This window comes from Mumia sp. zg.B21 (genome assembly GCF_019550855.1).
Classification (GTDB): domain Bacteria; phylum Actinomycetota; class Actinomycetes; order Propionibacteriales; family Nocardioidaceae; genus Mumia.
In genome coordinates this window covers 624,261-650,494 of sequence record NZ_JAHWCJ010000001.1, presented here as the reverse complement: position 1 = coordinate 650,494, position 26,234 = coordinate 624,261, and the positions used below count along the sequence as shown (strand labels likewise).

The window sequence follows — 26,234 nt, the reverse complement described above, 5'->3', positions numbered from 1 at the left end:
CGACGCGGCGGTTACATCGCGTCGTCCGGCATGAGCTCCCACACCTCCTGCTCGCAGCGACACCCAGCGGCGATCTTGGCGGCCCACCCGCACGCCTCCTCGTACGAGGCGACGTCCACGATGGAGAACCCTCCGACGGGCGGTCGGCGTGCGGGCTCGGTGATCGGGACGGCCCGACCGTCGGTCGAGACGGTCACCCCCGAGACTTCACCGCTGTCGATGCCGGCGCCGAAGACCCACACCCCCGCCTGCTTCGCCTCATCGACCACGGCGTGCGAGTCGACGGCTGCTTGCGCGAGCTCGTCTGGCGAGAGGTTCATCGTGCCGTCGGCGAACGAGATCAGATAACGCGCCATCCCCAGGCTCCACTTCGTCGGTTCTTCAGGTGGTGAGAAGACGGCGTGGGGCTGCAGAAGTCATCGGTGGCGCGCGTCGACCACGCGGCTCGTCCCGGCCGGCGGCGCGTCCGGGTGGCGCTGGAGATCGACCCGCCGCGCGCCGCACTCCGGGCACCGGACGTAGCGAACCATCCCATCGGAGGTGGCGTGGTGGGACTCCGTCAGCCAGGCGTGCTCGTGGGTGCTGACCGGAGCCTGCGCCGTGGTGTCTGTGCGGTGGCATGTGCTCATAGACGCAACAGTGGTGTAATGGTCCTATGCATCTCAACCCTTACGGCGAGTACGCGGTGCTGTTGGCCGCCTCACTCGCCAACGACTGGCCCGACGACCGCGACGGCATCGCCGCACGGGCCCGCGACCTGGGCATGACCATGACCTTCCCCGTAGGCCCCGACGATCACTCGGGGGCCCGCCGCGTCATCGACGACTGGCTGGCGATCGTCGACGCCACCGAGCCCACCGAACGCGCGCGGCTGCTCAACGCGCAGATGGCGGTCGCCACTGCGTACCCGAGACTCACCGACCACGACGACGAAGGCTGGCACCTGCACTACCGCGACGACAACGAGTCGCTCCCCCACGTGCTCCGCGCCGTCATCAGCGTCGGCACGGCGCTGCACCTGACTACGCGCGGCATGCACCGGCTGGGTCGCTGCGAAGCCGGCACTGACCCTGGTGACCCGTGCACCAACGTCGTCGTCGACGTCACCCGCAACGGCCGCCAGCGCTACTGCTCGGTCCGCTGCGCCAACCGCGCCGCCGTACGCCGCCACCGCGCCCGTGCCCTCACCGCCGGTCGGTAGGTGAGTTCAGGTCAGCTCGAGTTCTATCTCCGCCGCGGTCTGACGTCGACGCCGGCACGCACCAGGTAGAACCTGGGCGAACGGCGACTCCTATTTGTTTCACGTCGTCGTCGCATGCTCCACGATCGAGGCCCGCGCCAGTGGTGAGGACCCACGCTCTACACCTTGCGACCGCCTGCCTCCACCTCAGCGCAGACCCCACTTTTCGAATACGCCACGGTCGTCGGTGGGCTTCTGTACCTTCCATATTGATCTTGGGAGGTGGAAGTCATGTCTGATGTCTGGAGTGAGTACGACCGCTGGAACGATGCGATCGCCGAGGTGATCTTTGCGCCCTCCGAGGAAGTCCGTCCCGTCTACCTCGATCTCGAGGATGACCTCGTCGACGAGCTCGCTGCAATGCTTGGCCTTGCCAGCACCACTGCAGTCGACGCGCTCTGTGACGCAGTGGGGACGACGTTGGATCGGTCCGACGGTCCCGCTCGAGTCTTTGCTGCCCATGACGCCCGCATGCGCAAATGGATCCGCGGTGGGCGCGCGACGGCACCGCCGGTCCTCGGCGTTCTGGCGTGCTTCTCCCTCGCCGCTGAGCAGATGGCTGGCGGTGACGGCATGGCGGCCAGCAACTACTTCGGGCGTCTACGCCAGGTGCTGCGCTGGAGGTTCGGCGACCCTTCCCTTGATCTTGCGTACCGCCGCGTCGCCGAGCGCTACTGGGGCGAACTCAATCGTTGGCTCGTCCAGGAAGAAGGCGAGCGCGGGATTCCGACCGCCTACTCGTTGGCTCATCGGTACGTCGGCCTCTCAGTCTCCCAAGCGCTGGTCCGAAGCAGCGATCGAGAGAAGTTGAAGGACTTCTTTCAATCCTTCGGATTTTCTCCAGGCAGCCAGGTTGCGCCGGCCGACCTCGTGCCCCTGCTTGACAGCTGGATCAAGCAGGCCCATTGCCCCGTCAGCGCGAGTCTTGCGCGGCTTTGGTCCAACGGTCAGGCACGTTCGCGAATCGCCGAGGCGGCAGCCGTCACGCTTTCTTCCTGGGACGGTTCCGTCAACCACCGCGGTCCGGATGAGTCTTCGATGCCGGGGCGGATTCACCTGACACTCGAGTTGGGCGGCTTTCCACGGAAGCGGTTCACCGTCTCGGCGCTCTTCTACGTCCCTCAGGCTCAGTTGGGCCGAACGGTGCAACTGCTGACGGCCGCGCCGACGACGTCAATCGATCTGATCCCCGATGTTCCTGGCGCTCTCGGCCTTGCGCCTGGCTCGTCCCTTCATGCAGACGACGTGCTGGCCGGTGTGCTGCGGGTGCGCGACGACTACTCCGGCATGACTCTGGAACGGCGTCCTACGCGGCTCGTCGCTTTCAGGGAGGACGAGTTGTCCCGCCGATGGGTGGAGATGCAGCAGGTCATGCTTGGGGACGACCTGCGCCTGCTCGTGGAAGATGGATTGGCACATCGGGTCGCCGAGATCCTGGCGGTCGTCGCCCGGCCGGGGTGGGAAGCGGTGACGCCGTACGAAGGGCAACCTGATGGCTGGACCTTGTTCACCGGCGTGGAGGTCCTGAACCACCCAGGTTTACTGATCCCCGCCGACAAGCTGGACGATCTGTCGGCGCTCATTCCGCTCACCGCGTCCACGCTCAAGGTTTCGGGTGGGTTCGCCATTCCAGGAAGTGTTCGCGGCAAGTGGCATGCAGCGATGTCTCCCGAGATTCGTGCAGTCAGCGATGCACCGGACGGTTTCACCGTTCGCCTTGTCCAGCTGGATCGTTCGTCTGATGAACTCGAAGAACGACAGGTCGCCGAGTGGCCCGACAACGGCACAGGAGTGGTCATCGAGACGCTTCGCGGCCTCGACCTCCCCGACGCGGACTACCGGGTTGAACTAATTCCGATCGGTCAGCGGGACCCGGCGAGCAGCACGATGCTCCACCTGCGATCAGGCGAGACGCGTGACGAGCGGCAGTGGCACCTCGCCGAGTCGATCTGCTACGGGCCAGGCATTGGAGCGCTCGGCGTCGCTACCCACACGGCGTCGCTATCGGTCCAAGGCCATGAGGTGTTTGGCTCACCAGACTGGTCGCCCGTGGCCGGTGACACTCCCCCGCGGCGACCGTCATGGTCCACAGATGTCGGCACAAGGCGGCGCGAGACCCAGCCGATGCGCATCACCGTTGCTGATCCAAACTCTTGCATCAGAACAGGACGGCACCGGGAAAATATCGAGACCGTGCAACTCGATTCCAAAGGTCGTCCGACGACATCGTGGGTCTATGGCCACTGCACGACCTGCGGCCTCCGGAAGCGGTATCCGACACGGCCCAAGACACGACGTAATCGCGCGGAGCCAGCAGAACCACAGGCGCAGCCGATTCACAACCTCACCGCGATTACGCCGGTGGCCACGTCCTCCGACGTTCGAAACTGGACAGTCGCCCTCGATACGTTGCGGCACCTCGGCGGAGGACCATGGGCTTCGCTGGAGAAGGTCGCACTTCAGATCGAGCCGACCGCGCTGTTCGTAGACCAGTTCTCGCGCACTCTAGAGTCCCTCGGGCACATCTCGATCCGTCGTGACAAGAAGACCCTCCGCCCGGTGGCGTGGGAGATCAGCCCGACCCAACTGACCGGATGTGCCACCGGGGAGGTGGCATTCAATGGCTACTGGCCGGCTGGGCTCTTCAACGAGATCGTCCTCGCTCTCGAAGTGGACGGGGTCGGGACCGAGGCCGAGGGCACGGAACCGACCCAATACTTTGCGTCCCACCTGGGAAGCGAAGCAAAGGCGGTCGCCGACGAGTACGAGATCAGTGTGGTTCCTGACGCTTGGCGTGAGCTCGTAATGACGCTTCCGCCCCTGAGCACACTCCTTGACCGATTGCCCCGACAGAGCGCGTCGGCCGATGGTGACATCTCGTGGTTCGACGTGGACGACGCCTCGTGGAAGCGTGTCGAGAACTACGAGGCGCAGGGGGCCTATCGCATCCGCAAGTTCGCCACCCTCGATGTCGTCCGGTCGACAGAGGACCTGGAGAGAGGAACGTACGCACGGTGCCCTGTTCAGCTCAGCAAGCATCTCGCCGCGCTCATGCTCGGCCGGCCTCTTGTGGCATATGACCCCGACCAGCGCCTGTTCATGGTGCCTGTCGGCGCCGAACTGCCCGGGCTTTACGGACGCGCCCTGACGGCAGCTTCGTGCCTGCCGCCTGCACTCGCTCGCGGAGCGGGAGCCGTTGCCTATCGCGGCGTCCCGGAAGAACTTGCACGCCGCATCTTCGACTTACTCACTCGATAGGACCACCTCTGATGCCGTCACGTTCCGATATGCCGGCCCCCGCGAGCGTCGCCACTGCCATTGAAGAGGCCGTACTTTCGTACATCGACACTGCCTACTGGCTGCGGGACCGCGACCTCGCGGCGGAGAGACGCGCCCTGCTCTCCGAGGCAGGCGTGCTCTTTCAAGATCCTCTCATCGAGCCCGTTCTGCCCTATCCCAATGTTCGCCCCGCACTCGACGTCTGCCGATCGGTCGGTCTGGACGACGGTGAGATCGACATCTTGCTAAAGGGAGTCTTTGGCGACTGGGCAGGGCGCGACATGTTGCTCCGCGAGCATCAGGCTGACGCCTTGACTCTCTCCATGGCGGGCAAGTATCCCGTCGTCACATCGGGCACGGGATCAGGCAAGACAGAGAGCTTCATGCTCCCGATCCTCGCGCGGTTGCTGCTCGAGGCTCGCTCCTGGAGCGTGAGCCATCGCCCGAACGCATGGTGGGATGCGCGGCCCGAGCGATGGTCGCCGACGCGGACAAAACAGCGTGAGGCTGCAGTCCGCGCAATCGTCCTCTACCCGATGAACGCGCTAGTCGAGGATCAGGTTTCCCGCCTCCGCAGGGCATTGCGCCGGATCGTGAACCTTGGTGGGCCGCATCTGTGGTTCGGTCGCTACACGGGCGCGACCCTGGGTGGCACGGCAATGCCGGAGCACGGGCGGCACCGGGGTCTCAGCCAAGTCGTATCCGAGGTCAGAGAGATGGTCACGGAGATCGACGGCGTCAGAGATCTCGGTGAGGATCTGACATCCCAGATGAGTGATCCGCGCCAGAACGAACTCGTCACGCGGTGGGACATGATCCAAACGCCGCCGGACATCCTGATCACCAACTATTCGATGCTGAATGTCATGCTCATGCGCGGCCTTGAGCAGCCGATGTTCGCGAAGACCCGCGACTGGCTGCGCGCTGACCGAACCCGTTCCATCTCCCTCGTCGTTGATGAGTTGCATCTCTACCGCGGGACTCAGGGAGCTGAAGTTTCGATGATTGTGCGAGGACTCTGCGACCGCCTCGGTCTCGATCCCGACTCGCCCCAACTGGCCATCATCGCGACCAGCGCATCGCTCGACGAAGATCGTGCCGAGTATCTGGAGCGATTCTTTGGAACTAACCGAGATGCCTTCGTTGCCGTTCCCGGTCGCCCACGCAACGTCTCGGCGGACCTCCCACTTCGAGCCAACGAAGTCGAGGCAAAACTGGCACGCGGTGATCTCACGGGCTTCGATGAAGCGATCGCGTCCGCATGCACCAGCGAGGACTCGCTCGGTCTGCGCGCGACCCCGCTTGGCGAGGTGGCCACTCGCGTGTTCGGCACCGGCGATTCGGCGCTTCTTGCGAACGTGCTCGACCGTCTGGGCTCCACGCCCTTGGAGGGGCAGATCCCCTTTCGCAGCCACATGATGGTTAGAACCATGCGGGGGGTGTGGGCCTGCGTTAACACCAAGTGCCCGGAGGTCAACGGCACTAGTCGGGCAGTCGGCAAGCTCCACTCGAGGCCAACCGGATTCTGTGACTGCGGCGCCCGCGTTCTGGAGTTGCTCTACTGTGACCACTGCGGTGACGTCAGCCTCGGCGGCTGGATTATTGGGGAAGAGGACGGCGGCACCTTCGTCGCATCTACACCAGCCAGCGAGGGCGCTGACAGTGACAGGGTCGTGTTTCGGCGCCCGTCAAGCAGGTACCTCTGGTACCGCCCGGGCACACTCCCGCCATCCGTAAGTTGGAACCATGCTGGGCCTGGCACCATCGATGTGCGGTTCAGCTTTGTCAGCGCCGAACTGAGCGCGAAGCTGGGGTATGTCCGTCCTGCTCCAGCTTCCGAGGCGACGGGTGTAATGCTGGTACACGCGGGCGCGGGCGACTGGTCGCCACCCGCCCTCCCGTCTCGGTGTCCCTCGTGCGGCCATCACGACGTCCAGCAACGCTTTCGGCAGGGTGTTGTGCGCTCACCGATCCGAGCTCACACCCAAGGCACTGATCAAGCCACCCAGTTGCTGGTTTCAGAGACGACGCGAGCTGTCGCTTCCAACGGTCGGCCGGAGAAGACGATCGTATTCACGGACAGCCGTGACGATGCAGCAGAGACGGCCATCGGTCTCGCCCAGAACGGGTTCGCCGACCTGTTGAGGCAACTCCTCCAGAAGGCTTTCGACGCTGAGAACGACACCGTGCGTATCCTTCGCGACGGACCTAAGCCGGGTGGTCTAAGTCCGAGCGATCTCGTCCGCTGGAGCGCGTTGGGCCAGGAGTTCCCCGACGCAATGCGGGCGTTCATGCTCGTCGCAGCAGGCGCAGCTGACGATGCAGCGTTGGCCACCATCGGGTCCTTCGAAGCCGAGAACGCCGTGCTCCGCCGCGTCTCTCTGCCAGACCTCGTCGCCAGTCTCACTGGGGAGCTCGTCGCGCTAGGAGTGCCGCCCGGTGGCCAGCGTGCTGTGTTGATGACGCTCGATGACGGCGAGCCTTGGTATCGCGCGTTTGATCCCCCGACCCCCGGCGAGTGGATACCACTCCCGCCTGGTCCAACGCGGGACCAGTACCAACAGAGATTCCGCCGATACTTGGTCATGGCCATCGGCGACGCGCTTCTTGGTGGCCGCGGTCGTGACATCGAAAGTGCACTGGTTGCGCACCTTAGTCCCCGGCCGACCGGTGACGACCTGTTCGACTCAGTGGTGGCATCGACAATTCGGCTCTACGGACGCGCGAATCGATGGACACCGGGTAATGCCTCTGACGCGGCTAATATGCCCAGGCGCGTCACCGACTTCCTACGCCGGGCAGCCGCAGCGAACTCCCTGGACGGCGACGAGTTGGTCGTCCGCGTCAGCTCGCACCTCCAACCCGCGATGGACGGATCATCACTCGGCCTCGAAAAGGGCGATCTGCCGGTCATACTTCGTCGTCATGGCAGCACCGTTTGGGTTTGTTCGACCTGCTCGACCCGCCACCTGCACGACTCAGCAGGCACCTGTATCCGCGAGTCATGTGTGGGGACGCTCGAGCCGATTGAGCATGGCGTCCTTGCCGAGTTGGACTACTACATTCGGCTAAGTCAGCTCGAACCCAGTCGACTGGCCGTGGCGGAGCTGACAGGGCAAACGAGTCCCCCGTCCGAGGCTCGCGCTCGGCAGCGTCGATTCCGCGGTGCTCTTCTTCCGGAGCCACGGGAAAACGAGCGCACCACTCCACTCGATGTCCTCAGCGTGACGACCACCATGGAGGTCGGAATCGACATCGGCAGCTTGAGCTCGACGGTGATGGCCAACATGCCCCCGCAGCGCTTCAACTATCAGCAGCGTGTCGGGCGTGCAGGACGCTCGAACCAACCGTTCTCGTACGGCTTGACGCTGTGTCGCGACCGGTCTCACGACGACTACTACTTCGTCCAGTCGCGACGGATGACTGGTGACCGCCCGCCCCAGCCCTTCCTGGACACGAGTCGTCCGCTCATCCTGCGTCGGGTAGCGACAGCTGAGGTGCTCCGCCGCGCGTTCGGAGCATTGGCCACTCCCCCGGCCGGACGGTCCTCCGTTCACGGGTCTTTCGGTCAGGTCAACGACTGGCCGACGATCAGGAACGAGATTGCGGGGTTTCTCGCAACCTCACCTGTTGTCGGACCGGTGGTCGAGCGACTGGCTGCCTACACCGGAGTGGCGAGCTCAGATGTCAGCGCGATCGGCAAGTGGATTCGAACCGACCTCATCGGCGAGATCGACGCTGCGTATGGTGACCCACTGCTGACGCAGGCGGATCTCTCCGAGCGGCTCGCCAACGCGGGCATCCTGCCAATGTTTGGGTTTCCGACGCGCGTTCGAACGCTCTACTACGTACCGGGAGCCGGTCGACGCCCCGAGCAGGTCTCGGACCGGCCGCTCGGACAAGCCGTGTCCATGTTCTCGCCGGGATCACACGTCATCAAAGACGGCTGGGTCTACACCGCTAACGGCTTCGCTTCATACTCACGGACCGGCCGCACGAATGCCAATCCACTCGGTCCCTCGACCTTCGTCTGGCGTTGCCAGCAATGCACCTATTCGGTCGTCGACACAGACCTCGCGCGCACATCCAGTTGTCCCGTCTGTGGCGCTGTGCTCGAGCAAACGACGATGCATCAGCCCTTAGGTTTCCGCACAGACGCCAGGCGTGACGATCGGCGATCCGACGAAGAGATGTCAAGCAGCGCGTCGCGCCCAGTCCTCGGCTGGGCAGAGGAGCCAGCATCGCCTACGGCCATCGCTGCGATGAACACATGGGTTCTTGACCAGGGCAAGCTACTGACGATCAACACCAACGGCGGTCGGTTGTTCCAGACGGAGCGCCAACCTGACGGCAGTCACGTCGTCCGCGACGATCCCACCCCGGCGGGCGGATTCGGCATTGGAGACATACGCGTGACCGACGCGCTGATGATCGTGCCAGCCCGTCTCGATCTTGAGAGCGGCGTCGTTCCGATTCTCGAGCGGCAGTCGACGAGCGGTCGGGCTGCACTCTACTCGTTCGCTGAGGCGCTGCGTCGAGGAGTTCAAGCAGAACTGGATATCGACCCAAGTGAAGTCACAGTCGGACTCCAGCCGCGCCGGGTGGACGATGTGGTAACCGCTGGCATCTACGTGGCGGACCAACTCGAGAACGGAGCCGGCTTCGCCTCTGAACTGGGCCGGGGTGATCGACTTGTGCGGGTGGTTACGCGCATCGCCGACGGCCTCGGGGCCATTTGGTCCGCTGCGTCCCACACGGGATGCGACTCGTCGTGTCCGGACTGCCTTCGTTCGTATGACAATCGCCATCTCCACCCCATGCTGGACTGGCGACTGGCACTTGATATCGCCGAACTGGCGCTCGGTCGCCAGGCCACGAATGATCGGTGGATACTCGTCGCCAGGCGCACGGCCGAGCGGTTCGCCGAGGCATTCAGCGACGCGGTGGGGCCAATCGAGGTTGGTGAGGAAGCGGGCGTGCCCTTCGTAGCGCATGGTCCACGGGTTGTTGGCCTGGGCCATCCTCTCTGGCGCCCCGACACGACGACGGTCACGGCCCCGCGCGGGGTGTTCTTGGCGTCGATGAACGCAAGAGGACGGATTGCTACGGTTATCGACGCGCGCCTGGGAGCAGCCTTCCCAGAGCGGATCTTCCGGGAGCTCCGGCCTTGATCGTGCACACGACCAGATTTCGACACGCCGGCCGTTGGCAGGCGCACACGCGATCGAAACGGCGCACGTCGCACTCGGATCGGAGTCGATGGCCCCAGCGTGGCTTGTCTCAGGTTGATCGCTTCGATCGCTCGCGACCGGCGTGAGGTGTACGTGCACGTTGTCCGAACCGGACGGTCGAACTCCTGGTGCGAGCCTCGTTCCATCGCGATGTCGGCCCCCGGTCCGCTGCCATTTCCCCAACACCGACCAGGCCACTGTGCACCCCTCTGTGCTCTTCCTCGTCGTCGACGGGGAAGAGATGGCGATCCGAGATCTGCTGGTCACTGCGGCATCGCGGGTCCGTGCGCCACGCGGACGGCGATAGCCGCGCTCAGGGACGGCCTCTACCCAGGCCCACTTCAGGATCTGTCCGCCCTGGAGCAGGGGTACCACGCCCGCTAGCACCCATGAGCATCCAGCCGAGTGACCCTCTACCGACCACATGCTCCGATAGCGTCCGCGCCCGCCGACCGGCGCCCGCGGCAATTAGTCTGATCAAGCTCGACACCGAGGGATTCTGCCCGACATTTGAGGTCCAGTGAGCAGCTTCTACGTTCCGCCCCATCCCGGTCCAAGCAGCCAGGCCGTCTCGACACGCATGGCACGGGCGAGACGCCGGGATACAGCCCCTGAACTTGCGCTTCGACGTGAGCTCCACGCCCGCGGGTTTCGATATCGGGTCGCCTTCCCGATTCCTGGACAGCGGCGCCGGACCATCGACATCGCCTTCACCAGGAAGCGGCTCGCTGTCTTCGTCGACGGCTGCTTCTGGCATGGGTGCCCGGTGCACGGCACGAGTCCGAGGCAGAACAGCGAGTGGTGGCGCACGAAACTCACGGCAAACCAGCGGAGAGATGCCGACACCACTCAAGTGCTGGTTGCCCAAGGTTGGACGGTCATCAGGCTCTGGGAGCACGAACCTGCGTCGGTCGCCGCCGATCGAGTGGTCGACTTACTGACCTCGCTGTGAGGCCCTGACCACGTCATCGAGCACCTCGTCTGGGCTCGTCGGCGCCTCGAGGATCGTCTGGAGGATTCGGCGGCCAGTCGGGGTCCGCTTCAGAATCGCTTCGTCGCGGCGGACGTGCTCACGTAGGACGTGCCAGACAGCCCCGACGTTTACTCCGTTCCCCAGTTGCTTGTAGGTGGCCGCAGCCGCCTGCTCGCCGAACGTGAAGCCGTCGGGGAGACCCTGCAACCGCGCTGCCTCGCGCGGCGACAGGCGCCGCTTCCGCGGTCCGATCACCGGCGTCTGGGTGATGGCGACCAGGGCAGGTAAATGCGTCGGACGCTTGGCTCGGATCCCGGATGGCCGCAGCTGCATGACGCAGTCCCACAAGCGCTCGGCGCTCTGGGCCTGCCATTCGAACTTGCGTCTCGACACGGGGAACCCAGCAACCCCGTGTCGCTGGTACCACGCATCGAACTCCGCTTTGTGATCCGTGTAGAGCGCCGCATTCTTGCGGAGAAAGTTCGCTTTCCAGGCCGGAGTCTCAGCCGGGATTTCTAGATTATCCAGGAGCACCCATGCATCCGACCAGATCGGGAAGCCTGGGAGTTTCCGCAACGGATCACCAGTACGAGCGGCCTCCGCGCGACGTAGGCACCACATCATCGTCACCCAGTCGTCCCAAGCGTTGATCCACCGCACCTCGTCGGCGCTGAGGTCACAGCCAGCGGCGTGGGGGTCAGGGTCGAGCGGGAGGTCGGCCTCGAGCGACCACTCCTCGGCCTCGCGCAGCGAACGGTTCGTCACTGCCGGCGGCGGGTCCAGGTCACCCATTCCGTCAGGATCGTAGCTCGCGGTGATGAAGACACGCTCTCGAACATGTGGCCGACCGCCGAGCTCGAGCGGAAGAAGGTGGGGCGAAAAGACCGACGGCTCCTCCGAGACGTGATACCCGGCCGCACGAAGTTGTTCGATGATCACCTGTAGCTCGTGCCGATGCCTAGGACCCGCGAGATTCCGGACGTTCTCAAGGATCACGACTGGAGGGTGGTGGGCATCGATGATCTTCAGAATGTTCCAGAAGAGCGTCCCCCTGGTCTCATCCATACCGCGCTGTGCGCCGGACTTCGAGAACGGTTGGCACGGGAACCCTGCGGCGAGGATGTCATGCGCCGGCACGTTCATCACGCCGTCATTCGCGTCGGCCGTGATGTCGCCGAGCGGGGAATGGCCCCAGTTGAGCTCGTACACGCGGGCGGCAGCCTCATCGACCTCAACGGAGTAGACCGGCATCCCGCCGAATGCTCGCAACGCTGCCGCGAATCCCCCGATGCCGGCGAAGAGGTCTGCAAACGTGAACGAGGAGGCAGTCGAGCTCATGTTCGAGGACCCTACCGGTTCGTGCAGACACAGACACTCAGCGCCGCCGGGGCGTCGCGAAGTCGTTCTCACAACGGAGGGATCCCGGCCTCCTCCAGCACCTTGACAGCGATGGCGGTCAGCCCGGCTACCGGATTCCGGTCACCTCTGATGCGCTCGGGAAAGCTGACCTCAAACTCGACGGAGTCAGGCTCCAGATACTCCATGTCCTCGAAGTCCGCCGGACGAGGCAGCCTGACCCGTGGATCGCTCAGGTCGTAGAGGCGCTCGAACCTCAGGGAGAAGCGCTGCGCATACCTTCCCCTCAGGCGGTCGCGCCAATGATCGTATCCAACCGCAGCATCTCCCCCATACTGCTTGATTCTCGCAAGCAGATCGTCGGCGCACGATGGCACGCGTTCGATCAGGTCATCAACCACACCGGGAAGGTTTCGCCCCCCGGCCTCATCCGGTCGCAACCACTGAATCCCCAGACTCAGGAGGAAGAGCGACGTCTCGGGCTGCCCTGACACCCCGTACCCGCGGCTCACCTGCCGAAGTCCCTGGATGCGATGCCGCGATTGCGGCCCGCTCGTTGATTTCACCTCGACACCGATCTCCGCAAGCTGGAAGTCACGATCTGTCGGTGAGCTTCCGACCCAAGCCTTCACCACGTCCGGACGCGCCACCGGCTCAGCCATGCGACTGAGCGCGTCGAGGAAGACCAGTTCGCCTAGCAAACCGAGCAGAACTTGATTTCCCAGCTCGGCACGCTCTAGCGCTAGCGAGATCAAGGGCTCTGTACGCCGAAACGCATCCGCCGGATCGTCGGCCACACCATTCTCGATCAGCTCTGCGCAGAGAAACGCCGCGACGGAATCAAAGTGCGAAGCCACAGGAAGCACGAGACGTGAGGCATCGATCTCCTCGCCTTCATCCGTGGCCCATCGATCATGCTCGAGTCTGTCCATGACATTGCGCAGGGAGGGCCGGACAGGTTGTCCGCCGACGAAGAGCTCGATTGCACCAGCGGGATTGCGCGAGACAGCGAGGGTGCGCGAACGGTCTGCCCACAGCAACTCGCGCACCTCATCAGACGGGCTTCGCTCGAGCTCAAGGATGCGGTGGCGCAACCACTCGTAGGAGGACGGAAGGTCAACTCTGTTTCGATCAGTTGTCATCGTTCCTTCTCGCCTGAACATGGTCGGGTCCCCCGAGCGGCAGCCCGAGACCGACCGCGATCGTGGCTTGTCCGCCAGGTCGCCCGATGACGTGAAAGAGGATGAGGCCATCGCTCCCAGGAGACCGAGCGCCGGACCCGGTCAGGCGTGGCTGCTCGCCGAGCAACTCGTAGTCGAAGAGCTCATCCCCCCGAAGTCCGCCCTCGGCGCGGTTTCGTGAACCCCATGTCGCCTTCAGGTCGTTCCCCACAAGTTCCCGATCCATGGGACGCACCCCCGCGAGCGGGCCTGTCGTCAGTGGCTCAAAGGTCCCCATCCTCAGTCCGACACGGAATCGAGGCTGCTGCTCAGACCGAACGTCCAGATCAATGAGGCTCCACGACACTGGTGGCTCGTCCGTCGTGACCATTCCGGGGATCCTCCGCTCGAGGGCCGCTGCCCACAGTCTCAGGTACGCGGCGATTGAATACACAGAGAGCGTTCCGAGATCTGTGCTTTCAGGCACGAGAGGTGATCGATACAAGGGGGCGAACTCGCTTGCCGCGGTCAGACCGGCGTGACGCTCGACGGACTTCCACCGAGCTGCCTCCGCACTCTCCGGTCCCGGTCCATGGTCGACATATCGGAGCCGGTCAAGTAGTGATGCCGCCTCTGCGAGATCAAGCGTCCGTGTCAACAGCCTTCCTCGCCTGGCCATGCGCCGGTCCGTCGGATGGGTTGGCTCACTGAACAGCTCGGAGACAACGCGCAAGTTGTGCTCATCTTGTCCGGGCGGATTCATATGTCTGATGAACGGCTTCGGCCCCGGCCACAACCGGACGCCTCGTGCATCGGAGATCTTGCCCGTGGCGCGAAAGGTCCGGCCCTGAAGCACAGTGACGTCCGGCGCGGTGGTCCCGCTCGTCATGGCATCCAAGATCTCTCGTCTCAAGGCCTCGTCGTTCTCGTGGTAGGACTTAAACAGGTGAAGCTGCGAACTCGTCAAGAACACACGACAAAGGTCGAGATAACTGCCTCGATATCCGAACCATCGCTGCATCTGCATCTGGGTGTCGGCAAGCGGATCGTCGCTCGAGCGAGTGAACAAGGTCGTCGTCAAGCCCTCAAGAGTGAGTCCACGCGACATCACATTTCCCGAGACGAAGATGGTCGAGAGGTTAGGGGCCGCCCTCCAGGCGCCATCAACCTCCACCGGAGAGAATCCGGGACGATCGTCGGCGTTCTCGTCGCTGTTGATGACAGCGACTTCCGTCGCCGGTACCACCTCGTCAAGGATGAGGCGTCGGATGTCCCGCCATTCCGACCGCGCGGGAACTCTACGCGGCTCAGGCAGCTGGAACTCAGCCTCGATGTCGGACGCTGATCGCTCGTAGGAGGAGAACCAGAAGAGCCACCGCTCTTCGTTCTGATCCATGTCAGACTCGATCCCGGCAACCCGAAGCGTGCGTCCGCCCCGGAGGTCAGGGATGTCAGGACCGTCTTCCCCGGCTGACCAACGCATGATTGCCTTCGCCACCGCGAAGTGTTGATCCGTGCCTGCACCAGGATGAATGAGCATCGAGGCAGGTTTGGCGGCCCGCTTGGTAGCTTCTTCCCTATCGGCGAAGACCTCCGTCCGACTCGAAGCCGGACCCAGCCTCGTCGGGTCTCGGAGGTGACGAATCGCCGTCGCGATCAAATAGGCGCGGATGCTGTCCTTGAGTACCTCGTCGGCTGCTCGACCATCGATCGTTTGACAAAGATGCGTCCCGACGAGAGTCCGGTAGTACATCTCCGCGCCGGTATACCAGGCGTCGACGCCCTCAGGCACTCGGTACGAGGGACTGCGAACCGACGGGTCGCCCTCGGCGCCTGGTGTCCGAAGGCTGACGACAAAGTCGCGCGGTGCTAGGGGATTGTCCGGATCTTGCAGAAAGTTGGCCTGCGGCGTCGCGGTGTAGGCGAGGTAAGTGGCGAAGAGATTGGGACTCGACGTCTCGCCTCGAGTGGAACGTGACTCCCAAAGATCGACGATACGTCGTGGAATCTGCCGCTGTTCGAGAGTGACCTCGACCGCGCCACCGGAGTCCATGACTGACGAGTCGTCCGCCTCGTCATCGATAACCAGCAGGTGAAACTGACGACCTGCGGTCTCGGCGGCGGGATAGATGGTGCTGTGAAGCGTCCGAGCCATCCGCTCGAGGTGAGCGACGTTCTTCATCACAACCCCGACGAATGGTTGGTTGCGTTCAACTGCTCGCCTTGCACGCTGAGCTGTCACGCTATAAAGGGTCGAAAGATCGGTCCCGCTGGTTAGGTCGTCGAGAACCGACCGCGGGGGAATCATCACTCGGCGCCCGGTAGGTCGCGACAGCGTGTCCAGCTGCTCGACGGTCCGCTCAAAGGTCTGGCGCCAGAGCGCCGTACGGGTCCCGGCGAGGATGAGGACGGCGCTGGTCTGGAGATCCAGTGCTTTCGCGGCTACAGCCAGCATCGACGCGGTCTTGCCGGACTGGACCGCCCCCATGACAAGTCCGAGTCGCTCGCGCGAGGACGGCCATCGTCCCTCCTCCGGCATACCCACGCCGAGTATCCCCTTCCGCACGACGTACTCGGCGTCGTCTGAGATGACATCGCGACTTGTCCGGGCGATCCCGCTCCTCCGCAGGGCCTGACTGTAGGCATCCCACCAGGTCTCGTCGGTCGGCGGCGGGACACGTCGAACCTTCGACGTGCCGAATCTCGGCGCGGCATCGTCATTCATGGTCAGCGCGCCAGTGCCAAAAGGGACCTAAGCCCGGTGGATCCAAAAACATCCTCCAGCTCATCGGCCGCGTCGTCGCCGTCGACGCCAAGTATGTTCAGCAGCTCGGAGACGACCTGGGCGATGAACTCCCACTGTTCCTTCGACTGTGTCTTTCCTGGACGGTTCCAGGCCTCTGAGGCACGCCGAATCTCATCCGTAGCGTCGTCGGCCACGTCGTTCAGTTCCGTCCCCAACGTCGCGCTAGCCGCAGCAAGAGCGATGATGGTCGCGACGAGTTGGAGCTCCTGCCACTTGCCCCTTCCCTGAGCGTTCCTGAAGCGAGGCGCCCATGCGTCCCGATCGAGTGCGGCGTGCGCATCGATGCCGTGATCGAGCAGAAGCATCGCCTGCGTAACCCTGTCGGGGTCACGCATCGGATCGCGGCGATCTTCGGACACACGCTTCAGGAATGCGTTGATGCGGCTGGACGTCGATCGACTATCGATGCGCCCGTCACCTTCGAAAAAGAGGACAGCCGCGACCCACGAGAGCAGTTTGGTGCGCTTGTAGCCGGCGCGCGGGAAGCCGTAGTCCTCTAACGTCGCGGAGGTTGATGCAAGGTCGTCCCAATGAGGCGCGAGAAACGGAGCGACGTTCTCGACGTCGACAGAGTCTCCCGCAGTCACCAGGAGCGCCCTCATGAGGTCGAGCTCGTGGAAAGTTGCGTTCCGGATCTCTTCGGCATTCAGGTGTTTGCCCTGCTTGTTGTAGAGACTGAAGACCTCGTGGACCTGGGCGCTCGAAACCTTCTGATAGATGATCACGGGAATGGTGTACTTACCGCGTCGCTCGAAGATGTAGCTCACAGGTCGCGGCTCGCCAGCGACGGTGATCATCTCGTGACGGATCTGTGAATAGTACCTGCCTTGCAGCTGCTCCAGCTCCCCGCGAAGCGGCTTCACATCGCCACGCAGCGGGAAAGGGAAGTAGTTCACGCGCTCCAACTGGGCGGTCAGGCTATCGGGTTCGTGCTTCTTCCACAGCCTCTTGAAGGCCGGATAGTCCTTCTGGAAGGTGTCCAGAAGGTCAGGCAGTCCCCATTCCGCTGCCTTTTTCCCGACGAGTGCGACCGCGTCGGGATGCCACCCGATAAAACGAAGGATCGACGTCAACCTCTGCTTGCCGTCGACGACCTCATGTGTGACCTTGTCAGCCGCGGTCATCTGAAGGATGATGATCGACGGAAGTGGAATACCTCGAAGTACGGACTCGATAAGTTGCTGCGCGTCGGCGGTCGGCCAGACGTCCGCTCGCTGATACGGAGGATTGAGATCCATCTCGCCGTCGCGTGCGTACTCGACGAACTCAACGATCGGCCACGTCGTGGCCTCTGCAAGGATCGGCCCGGTCCCCGCGTCGAGGTCATCGGTCTCCGTCCACCCGGCTTCCTCACTGGCTTCCTGCCACGCTGCCTCCCATGCCTGCGAAGCGGTCTCGAGCGTCGCACCGCCCTCTGCAGCAGTCTCCATGTCCTCTAGGAACCGAAGCCGAAGTTCGACTGCACGTTCAAGGCGCTCCCTGAGCCGACCAAAGAGGATCCGAAGATCGGATGCACTCTCCACCGGCAGGCCGAGCGCGTCCGCGAGCGAGCGATCGAAGGAATGCGCCGAGCCGCTGTCGATGTCAATGTCATGATTCAGATGCATCCACCCTTGCACCTGCGCCACCGCGTCTCGCCATGAACCGTCATCGAATCTGATGCTTGATGCGGCGATCTCCGTCACCGGTGCAGCAACCCCTAGGGGTCTCTCGATGCTTCGAGCGTCCGTCAGTTCGGCGATCGATTCGGCGATGCTCTGTTGCAGGTCGGTTCGTTCTTGCGACACACGGATTCCTTTGCTCTTGTGTGATTGCGGGGCCGGCGGCACGGCGACAAGTTCTTCGACGAGCGCAGGACCGCCGGCGCGCGCAAGGCGCAAGACCGCCGCGTCCAGCAAGCGGTTCAAGCCCTCGAGAGTGATCGTGTCGCCACTGGAGTAGCAACTCGGGTCCCACTCCTCACCAAGCCAGTCGGCGATCCGCCGTCCAGCCTCAGTCTTTCCCGACACAGTGGTGACGTCCACTCCAACCGCCATAGCCAGCGCATCGAGTGCCGACCGCTTTTCCTTGCTTCCAGGCCCCAGCGGCTGCACCGGAACGCCTGCGAGCCAGTACATCCGTGCGGTCGCCTGCGCCTTAGAGGTTGCTCTTGGATACGAAACCACAGTCCCCACCATCGCCCAATCGGAGAATGCCAGCCAGAAAAGATTCGAAACGCAACCACATTGCAATGAATCTGCAGGTGCAGCGGGAACTAGCGACCCACCCCGACACCACCCGTGACCGAGCCTCCTACTCCGCCGCCAGCGTCAGCTGTCCCCGGGGGTTCGTGGTGACGTACCCTTCGCTGACCGCTCGCTCGATCGCCCGTCGCACACCAGACACGATGTCGTTGCTGCGCCGACGCCAACCGAAGGAAGTCATCACGGCGCCGACCAGCGCATCTTCAGAGATGGTGACCGAGTCTCCGATCAGGTAGATCACGGCCTGCGTCAGCTCGTCGGACGCGATCTCGCCAACAGACCGGATCGCGGCCTCGTCCAGCGGCACCCGAACTTTGATCGGCCCCTGTCCGTCGATGTGGAAGAAGCCCTGGCCATCGCGTCGAAGCTCGCGTCCGTCCACCCTGATCTGACGCATCACATGGTCGACGTTCTCGCGAATCGCCGAGCCGATGCGCCCGATATCGCACGCGGTGCGGAGCCTCTTGAGAATCATGTCCTCGTGGATCGGTGCTTCCGCCTTCACGAGGTCGGTGATGTACGCACGCAGGTGGGGGCGCGCTTCGACGGACCGAGGCTCCTCCACCATGAGCACTCTGCGGCGGTACACCTCGTACGGGACGGCCCACTCCGGCGGCGCCTCTGGATCGAAATCCTCTGACTCAAGCTCGACCGCCCTGCGGACGCTGCGGGCAGGTGAGCCGCCCCCCGCATCCCCAGCAAGGGCGGCATCCAGTGCCGATCGAAGCCGCTCCATCTGGGTACGACGATCGCGGTACCAGCTCAGACCCCACACCCGGTGAAGCTGCCAGCCCAGACCTTCAAGGACCGAGGCCCGCAGCCGGTCGCGGTCACGCGCGCTGCGGGCCGAGTAGTACGCCGCCCCGTCGCACTCCACCCCAAGCAGATACTCGCCCGGCCGATCGGGATGTCTGACGCCCAGGTCGACGCGATAACCCGCAACTCCGACCTGCGAGACGACCTCGTACCCCCACGAGCTGAGGACCTTGAACACGTCCTCCTCGAAAGGCGACTCGGCGACCGCTGCGGACGAGTCGACATCGAGCGCCAAAGCCGAGATACCCCGCTCGGCGAATGCCAGATAGCCACGAAGATGCTCGACGTTGGGGTTCGAGGACGGCGGGATGTCACCCGCTCGGAGCGAGCTCACGACTTCGACGCGCCGCCGAGCCCGCGTGATGGCGACGTTGAGACGACGCCAGCCGGACTTCTGGTTCAGCGCACCGAAGTTCGTGGTGATCTTGCCTCTCTCGTCCGGTCCATAGCCGACGGAGAAGATGATCAAGTCGCGCTCGTCACCTTGGACGTTCTCGATGCTCTTGACGAAGAAGCCATCGAGTCGACCGTGCTCATCGAGCATCGATGCGATGAGTGGGTCGTCCTGCGCACGGCGCTCGACCGCGGCGGAGACTGCATCAGCCTGCTTCGAGGAGAAGGTGACGACGCCGATCGTCATGTCGGGATGACGATGCCGATGATGTGCGATCCGGTCGACGACGGCGCCCGCCTCCATCGGGTTGTCGCCTGATCCACCGCGCCCGTAGACGCCGTTGACGGCGACGAGCTCGACACCCAGGTCAGGTGCGTCGAACTTCGCACCCGGGAACGACTGCAACGGCTGGTCGTCGGGTGCGTAGAAACGATAGTTCGAGTACGCGATCAGGTGCTCGTGGCGGCTCCTGTAGTGCCACGACAGCGGCAGCTGCGGGAGGACGCCGGCCTTGCAGACACTCAGGATCGACTCGAACTCGTCTGGCTCCTCGTCGTCGCCATCCTCGCTGTCTACCGCAGCCTGGAAGAAGGACGTGGGCGGCAGCTGCTTGTCATCTCCGGCGACGACGAGCTGCCGGCCACGGTAGATGCAGTTCACCGCATCAGAGGGCAGGACCTGAGAGGCCTCGTCAAAGATCACTACGTCGAAATTCATGTCGCCGGGCAGGAACTGGGACACCGTCAACGGGCTCATCATGAAGCAGGGCTTGAGCAGCTGGACGATCTCCTGTGCCTCCGCGAGAACCGTCCGAACTGGCTTGTGCCGCGACTTCAGCTCCGCTTGGCGCATGATCACCTGCGCGCCGTGCGACTGTGCGTTCCGTGGGCGTGCCTCACTGCAGAGTCGGGCCACCTCGGCATGCGCAAGACGGACGTGCTCGTCGTCGCTCTGGCGGAAGAGCTCCACGAGAGCGTCCCGGTCCGCAGCACGGTAGTCCTTCAGGCGCGGGTCCGACGAGATGGTCGCCTCGACCCACGCTTGCAGGATCGCCCAGCGGACCCGCGGAGCGACCTCGTCCGCACCGACCCTCCGCGCCATCAGTGCGTCGATCACCCGGTCGAGACCGACGGCACGCAAATCCTTGGTGATCGTGACGAAGCGCTCCCACTCGTCAAGATCGGCGACGGCCCGGTCGCTCATCTCAGCGAGGATCTCGACGGCATCACGCAGGTCGCTATCGAGGTCAGCGCGGAGCTCTGAACCCCGCGTCGGCGTAAAGACACTGACCAGCGCATCGCGCGACGTGGCCCACGACTCGATGAGGTCGGCCACCTCAACCGAGGAGATCGTCGGGCGTCGCATGCACTGCGCCGCCGCTGCCGACACCGCCCCTCCGGCCAGCTCACGAACGCGAGCTGCCCACGTAACGGCCCGAGTCAGCTCCTCCCAGTCGGTGTCGAACGCCGCGTATGCATCGCCGAGCGTTGCGGCATCGTGGTCGTACGCGTCCAGGACGTTCCCCCGGGATTCAGTGAGCTCCAGGACTGTCTGGAGGAGGTCGGCCCCTTCGGCGGCTGTGAGGTCGCGGCCGATCGCCTCAGCGGTCGCCGAGAGCGCCTCCAACTTCGGTGAGAGATCGGCGACGACGTCCTCCGCCCACTGCGCGAGGGTGTCGACGGGCCACTCCTCCACCGCACCGACGACCTCGGGCCTCAGCACCGCGCGCAGGTCGTCCTGCCACCGTCGCACGATCGGATCGAGCTGCTCGGCAAGCAACAAGAGGCGCGGGTCCTGCGATGCGTCAAGGCATAGCTGTGACGCCAGCTGGTCGGCACTCAGATCTGCGCCCGCGAGGCGGACGGCACTGTGCGCGACGTCGATGGCTGTCGCGAGCCGCGAGAAGTCAGTATCCGTCCGCCGGTAGTAGCGCCCCAGGTTTCCCGCGTAGGTGTTCTCCGTGGTCTCGAGCCGCTGCTCTGCCTGCTGCCACGCGACGGCCTCGTCGAGGGCGGCGAGGACTCCCTTGTCGACCCGGCGGCGCACGGTGACCGCCCGTAGCGTCTTGCGATCCTCACGGGCCTGCGAGCTCCAGCGACGGAGTCCTTTGTGGTCCATGCTGAACCGCGTGTTGATCGCGTGAAGATCGAGATCGAGCGCCTCATCAGTGAAGACCTCCGCCATGCGGGTGCGACGCTCACGCACGACGGCGACGACCTCGCCGAGCACGCGTGCCGACTCGTCGAGAGCCTTCTGAAGGGCCGGGTTGAGCCATGCCCGCTCGGGCTGGGCAGCCGAGCCGCCGAGCCGCGCGAGCTCGATGATCTCGGTGACGCGCGACAACGTGAGGTGGTCCGCGGGGACCCCGAGGATCGCGGCCAGCTGCCGTGCCTTGCCGACGACGGGGACCAGGTCGACGATGGCACGCCGAAGGCCGTCCACAGCTGTTCGTACCGTCGAGACACGTGCATCGGGGCCGCCGTCCCACACGGAATGCCGATCGTCCGCCGGTCGATCGGCGAGATCCCGAACGATCGAGAGGGCCTCGGGATCGACACCGACCCACTGGTCGCCCCACTGCGCGGTCGCTCGTGCTTCGTCCTGAAGACACTGCTCGACGACTCGTCGCAGATCGGCGAGCCGCTGCACGACAGGATCGATCGACGAGGCCGTCAACCAGTGGTCCGGATGTTCAGGCTGAGTGTCGAGAGTGACGAGGAGCTCACGGCGTTGCTGTTGTGCGGACAAGGAGCTCCCGAACCGCAGCGCGAGATCTTCATCGACAGCGATCCCGCGCGCCAGGAGCGCTGCCGCCGCCTCGGACGCCCGACGAGCCCCCTTCTCGAGTTGATCTGCGCTCATCGGTGCGGGTAAGGGCATCGAAGCCTCGCGCCACACGAAGTCATCGCCTTCGGTGATCGGACGCCAGGCTCGCGCTAGCTGCTCCGCCTTGGCTTGGAGCCGTTGCTCCCGCGCGACGGTGAGCTTCTTCCATCGTTGGGGGTCGACGACGGCCACCGGCTCGTCCAGCAGCACGCCCATGAGGTCACCCAGCACCCCCATCACGCTGCGATCGACGCCGGTCCGCGTCTCGTTCATCGCTGCGGCGAACGCGCTGAGGTCCTGACGGAGCCCTTGAAGGGCCGTGCGGTCTCCGTCGGAGGTCTCTTTGCGCGGCTTCCACCGCTGACGCAATGCCTTGGCCAGCTGGCTGACGACCTCTTTCCTCGTCGCGTGCTGGCTGTGGAGCTCGAGCAAGAAGTCTCCGAGTCCCGCCTCCGCGAGGCGGTTGTGGACCACGTCGAGCGCAGCCGCCTTCTCGCTCACGAACAGCACGGAACGCCCCTGGGCGATCAGCTCGGCGATCATGTTGGCGATCGTCTGGCTCTTGCCAGTCCCTGGTGGGCCATCCATGACGAAGCTCTTGCCGTCCCGCGCCGCGGCAATGCACGCGCGCTGGCTGCTGTCAGCGTCGAGAATCGTTCGCATCCGCTCCGGCGGCGCCACCGTGTCCAGGTCGACGACGCGAGCATCCCAGTCGAGCGCCACAGTCTCGCTGTAGGGGGAATCGGTGCCGAGTGCGATCCGCTGGACGAGATCGTGCGCCAGGACCTGATCCTCATGATCGCTGAGGTCGCGGAAGATCGCCTCCTTGTGGAAGGAGAAGAGCGTGAGGACGATCCGCGGTCGCACGTGCCAACCGTCGTTGTCAGCAATTGCGTCGGCGACCTTGGCGACGTACGCCAACGGGTCGACCACGTCACTGTCGACGGCGGGCAGCTGCACGTCGAACTCACGCTCGAGCTTCACCCGCAGTGCGGGATTCACGACGATGTCGTCCTCGTGCCGGGTCAGCACGTACGGCGCCTGAGCCCCCTCGCGTGACAGCTCGACCGGGCAGAGCAACAGCGGACTCTCGACCGAACGGTTGTCGGCGGGGTCACGCCACGACAGACAACCCAGCCCGAGGTAGAGCGTCCAGTAGCCGCGATCCGCCCACGTCTGGTTCGACTGCTGATAGAGGCGCGTCAGCGACGTGCGCAGCTTCTGCGGAGTCTTGTGCGATGCGCGGACCGGCGCGTCCGTCAAGTAGCGGAGCTCTGGCTCCAGCATCTGTCGTGCGGCGGCGTCCAGATCGACTCCGACGACGCACCCCTTCTCAACCCTCGGCAGGATGTCGTCCATCGACGGTGTCGAGATCTCGAGCGAGCCCGAGGTGGTGTGCTTGAAGTAGATGAGCCTCTGTCGCCTGTCGAGACCGACCAGCGCCTCGCGCCACACGTCGAGCTGACGGTGAAGCCTCCGGTACGAAGGATCGTCGTTCGTGGGGGCGGTCATCAGGGCTCCTCAGCCTCATCCAGATCTGCGTTCACAGCGCCGCTGGCCAGGCGACGCACCAGTTGTTCGACCAACCAGAGGTCTTCGTCCGAAAGCCCGGCGATCAGCTCCGTGACACGAGTGGCGCGCTCGATCCCCTCCAGCCCTTCGGCCGCCGCCGCGTCGTCCACGGGGTGCTGCTCCGAGACGGGAGTGGTGTCGAGGTGGTCGAGACCTCTCGGAAGAGGACAATGGTGGACGATGTGGAGCTGCTGGGTGCACCGCGTCATCGCGACGTACAGCAGGCGGTGACCGCGGGTGGACTCCGCGACGATTGCGCCCGGCTCGCACAGCACGACGGCGTCGAACTCCAAGCCTTTGCAGACCGAGACGGGGAGGATTGTCAGCGGCCGCGAGAAGTCACCGTCACGGCCATCGCCGACCGAGTCGCCGCCCCGAGCAAGGATCTCGTCGTACATGCTGTCCGGCACGATGAGTGCGGTCTTGCCGGCGCTCTCCGCCAACGTCTCGGCATACGACAGAGCATCTTCGGCAATGTCGTCCACGCGGCAGACGCTGGGCTCTTCGCCGACGTGGCGTACTGACCTCGGCGCCCTGAGCTCGGGTGCGATCAACCGCAGCTGTCGGGATGCGAGCTCGATGACCTCGGCAGGCACGCGGTAGCCGACGGTCAGATCAGCGATCTCCGCCTCGGTGACGGCGAGATGGCGAGTGAGCTCGTCCCAGGTGTCGCGAAGCCAGACGCCGGTGCCCTGAGCGAGGTCACCCAGCACAGTCATCGATCCGCTCGGGCATCGTCGCGCCAGCGCACGTGCGGCCATCGGCGACAGGTCCTGCGCTTCGTCGACGACGACGTGCCCGTACTGGGCGACGTCACCTTCGAGCAGGTACGAGACCTCGTCGAGCACGTGCAGGTCGGCCTGAGTCCACGGCTCGGCCGCGATCCTGTCTGCCGGCGACCGGTAGAGCGAAGCCCGCTCGTCAACCGTCAAGACGCCATCGGCCGCATCGGTCAACCAGGATTGGGTTCCGTACAGCGTGCGGACGAACTCCTCCGCGGAGTAGGAAGGCCACAGCCGGTCGAGCGCGTTGGCGAACGACGTCAGCCGGCGCAGCATCGCCGCCGTCGTCCGCACGGGGCGTCGCGCCTCGCGCTGATCGTGCTCATGGATCGAGAACGCTCGAGCCGCGAGCTGGTTGCGCAGGACATCGCGGGCTTCGTTGTGGGGGATGTCGCGTTCTTTGACGCGTTCGATCATGGTGGCGAGAGCTTGCTCGGGGACCACGATGCGCTCGGCGCCAACCATCAGAGTGAGGTCGCCTTCCACGCGGCCGATCCGGCTGTCCAGCGCTCGGCGGAGCACCTGCGCCATGGCCGCGCTCCCCTTCACCCGGGAGGTTTCCTCTGGCTCAGCGCCGCGCACCTCCGCGGGATAGAGCGAGCCGATCTCGACCTGGTCGACATCGGAGACTTCCAGCGAGGGCAGGACCCCCGAGACGTACGTCAGGAACGCCGAGGACGGCGCGACGACGAGGATGCCCTCGTGCTGAAGCCCCGGATGGTTGAAGGCGAGCCACGCTGCGCGATGCAGGCCGACGACGGTTTTGCCGGTCCCCGGGCCTCCCTGGACCACGACAACCTTGTCGCGATCAGCACGAATGATGCGGAACTGCTCTGCCTGAATAGTGGCGACAACCTCGCGCATGGCCCCGTCGCGGGCGCGCTCAAGCTCCTTCAGCAGTGCATCGCTGACGTTCGAGGCTTCTCCCGTCGCGAGAGCCGTGGCGGATCGGCGAACGATCTCGTCGACGATCCCGAGCAGCTTTCCGTTCTCTTCCTGGAAAACCCGCTTCAGTGTCAGGTCGCCGGGGGCCTCGGGGGTAGCTTCGTAGAACGGGATCGCCGCAGGAGCGTGCCATCCTATGACGACGAGATCGCGGTTCTGGTCGTAGACGCGACGGCGGCCGATGTAGAGCGAGTCATCCTCGGTGTCCATGCGCCCGACGACGAGTTGCCCGCTCCCCCGCGATTGTTGCAAGATCTCACGTGCTCGCTTCATCGCCCGCGCCGTGAGGCGGTCGAGTCCGCCTCCGTGACGATCGAAGCCGATCTCCGCGTCGGCCAGGCCTCTGTTGAGAAACCCGTACGCGCGATCGACGTATTGCTGCTCCGCCTCCAGTGCGGTAGATGGCGCGTCCACGTGACCTCCGAGATGTCCTGTCCGTGTGCGACCGTACGGGGCCGACCCCGACAAATCTTGTCGCTCAGCCGACGGCTCGCTGTTCACCTCTATCACTGCGTGGACACAGCTGGAGCAAAACCCGGCCGATCGGTACGTCCCCGTGCCTTTCCGGGCACCCGCTCAGTGTGCGGGACCGTCCGGAACGCGCTCGCACC

The 26,234-nt window shown here is 64.6% G+C and carries 12 protein-coding genes; 4 read left to right on the top strand and 8 right to left on the bottom strand.

Annotation, left to right across the window (positions count from 1 at the left end; genetic code table 11):
• Positions 1-11: 11 nt before the first annotated feature.
• Complete coding sequence (locus KV100_RS03180) at positions 12-356, bottom strand: YciI family protein (protein ID WP_220341449.1); 345 nt, start codon at positions 354-356, stop codon at positions 12-14.
• Between the two features lie 60 nt (positions 357-416).
• Positions 417-629, bottom strand: a complete 213-nt coding sequence (locus KV100_RS03175) for a hypothetical protein (RefSeq protein ID WP_220341448.1) — start codon at positions 627-629, stop codon at positions 417-419.
• 26 nt (positions 630-655) lie between these two features.
• Between KV100_RS03175 and KV100_RS03170 the strand changes: the two genes are divergently transcribed.
• The 4 genes from KV100_RS03170 to KV100_RS03155 all read left to right on the top strand — a co-directional run bounded on the left by KV100_RS03170 (position 656) and on the right by KV100_RS03155 (position 10,702).
• Positions 656-1,201, top strand: coding sequence for a CGNR zinc finger domain-containing protein (locus KV100_RS03170; RefSeq protein WP_220341447.1), 546 nt, complete (start codon positions 656-658; stop codon positions 1,199-1,201).
• Positions 1,202-1,471: 270 nt separating this feature from the next.
• Positions 1,472-4,498, top strand: a complete 3,027-nt coding sequence (locus KV100_RS03165; RefSeq protein WP_220341446.1) for a hypothetical protein — start codon at positions 1,472-1,474, stop codon at positions 4,496-4,498.
• Positions 4,499-4,509: 11 nt separating this feature from the next.
• Positions 4,510-9,690 carry a DEAD/DEAH box helicase gene (locus KV100_RS03160; protein WP_220341445.1) on the top strand — a complete coding sequence of 1,727 codons (5,181 nt, stop codon included), beginning with the start codon at positions 4,510-4,512 and terminating at the stop codon, positions 9,688-9,690.
• A 640-nt stretch (positions 9,691-10,330) separates the two neighbouring features.
• Complete coding sequence (locus tag KV100_RS03155) at positions 10,331-10,702, top strand: very short patch repair endonuclease (protein ID WP_220342479.1); 372 nt, start codon at positions 10,331-10,333, stop codon at positions 10,700-10,702.
• Here KV100_RS03155 and KV100_RS03150 read toward each other — a convergent pair.
• The 6 genes from KV100_RS03150 to KV100_RS20000 form a co-directional block, all read right to left on the bottom strand.
• The gene (locus KV100_RS03150; protein WP_220341444.1) at positions 10,685-12,061 is read right to left on the bottom strand and encodes a DNA cytosine methyltransferase; all 1,377 of its coding nucleotides are present in this window, start codon (positions 12,059-12,061) and stop codon (positions 10,685-10,687) included. The two genes, KV100_RS03155 and KV100_RS03150, sit on opposite strands and share 18 nt — an antisense overlap.
• Before the next feature lie 68 nt (positions 12,062-12,129).
• Positions 12,130-13,221 (bottom strand): PD-(D/E)XK motif protein, encoded by a 1,092-nt coding sequence (locus tag KV100_RS03145; RefSeq protein WP_220341443.1) that lies wholly within the window; start codon positions 13,219-13,221, stop codon positions 12,130-12,132.
• The gene (locus KV100_RS03140) at positions 13,211-15,964 is read right to left on the bottom strand and encodes a Z1 domain-containing protein (protein ID WP_220341442.1); all 2,754 of its coding nucleotides are present in this window, start codon (positions 15,962-15,964) and stop codon (positions 13,211-13,213) included. Before KV100_RS03140 ends, KV100_RS03145 begins: the two co-directional genes overlap by 11 nt.
• A 2-nt stretch (positions 15,965-15,966) precedes the next feature.
• Positions 15,967-18,222 (bottom strand): DUF262 domain-containing protein, encoded by a 2,256-nt coding sequence (locus tag KV100_RS03135; RefSeq protein ID WP_220341441.1) that lies wholly within the window; start codon positions 18,220-18,222, stop codon positions 15,967-15,969.
• Positions 18,223-18,337: 115 nt separating this feature from the next.
• Positions 18,338-23,836 (bottom strand): DUF3320 domain-containing protein, encoded by a 5,499-nt coding sequence (locus KV100_RS03130; RefSeq protein ID WP_220341440.1) that lies wholly within the window; start codon positions 23,834-23,836, stop codon positions 18,338-18,340.
• Positions 23,836-26,037: an ATP-binding domain-containing protein gene (locus tag KV100_RS20000; RefSeq protein WP_220341439.1), complete on the bottom strand. Its 2,202-nt coding sequence runs from the start codon at positions 26,035-26,037 to the stop codon at positions 23,836-23,838. The genes KV100_RS03130 and KV100_RS20000 overlap by 1 nt, the downstream gene beginning before the upstream one ends.
• Positions 26,038-26,234 lie beyond the last annotated feature (197 nt).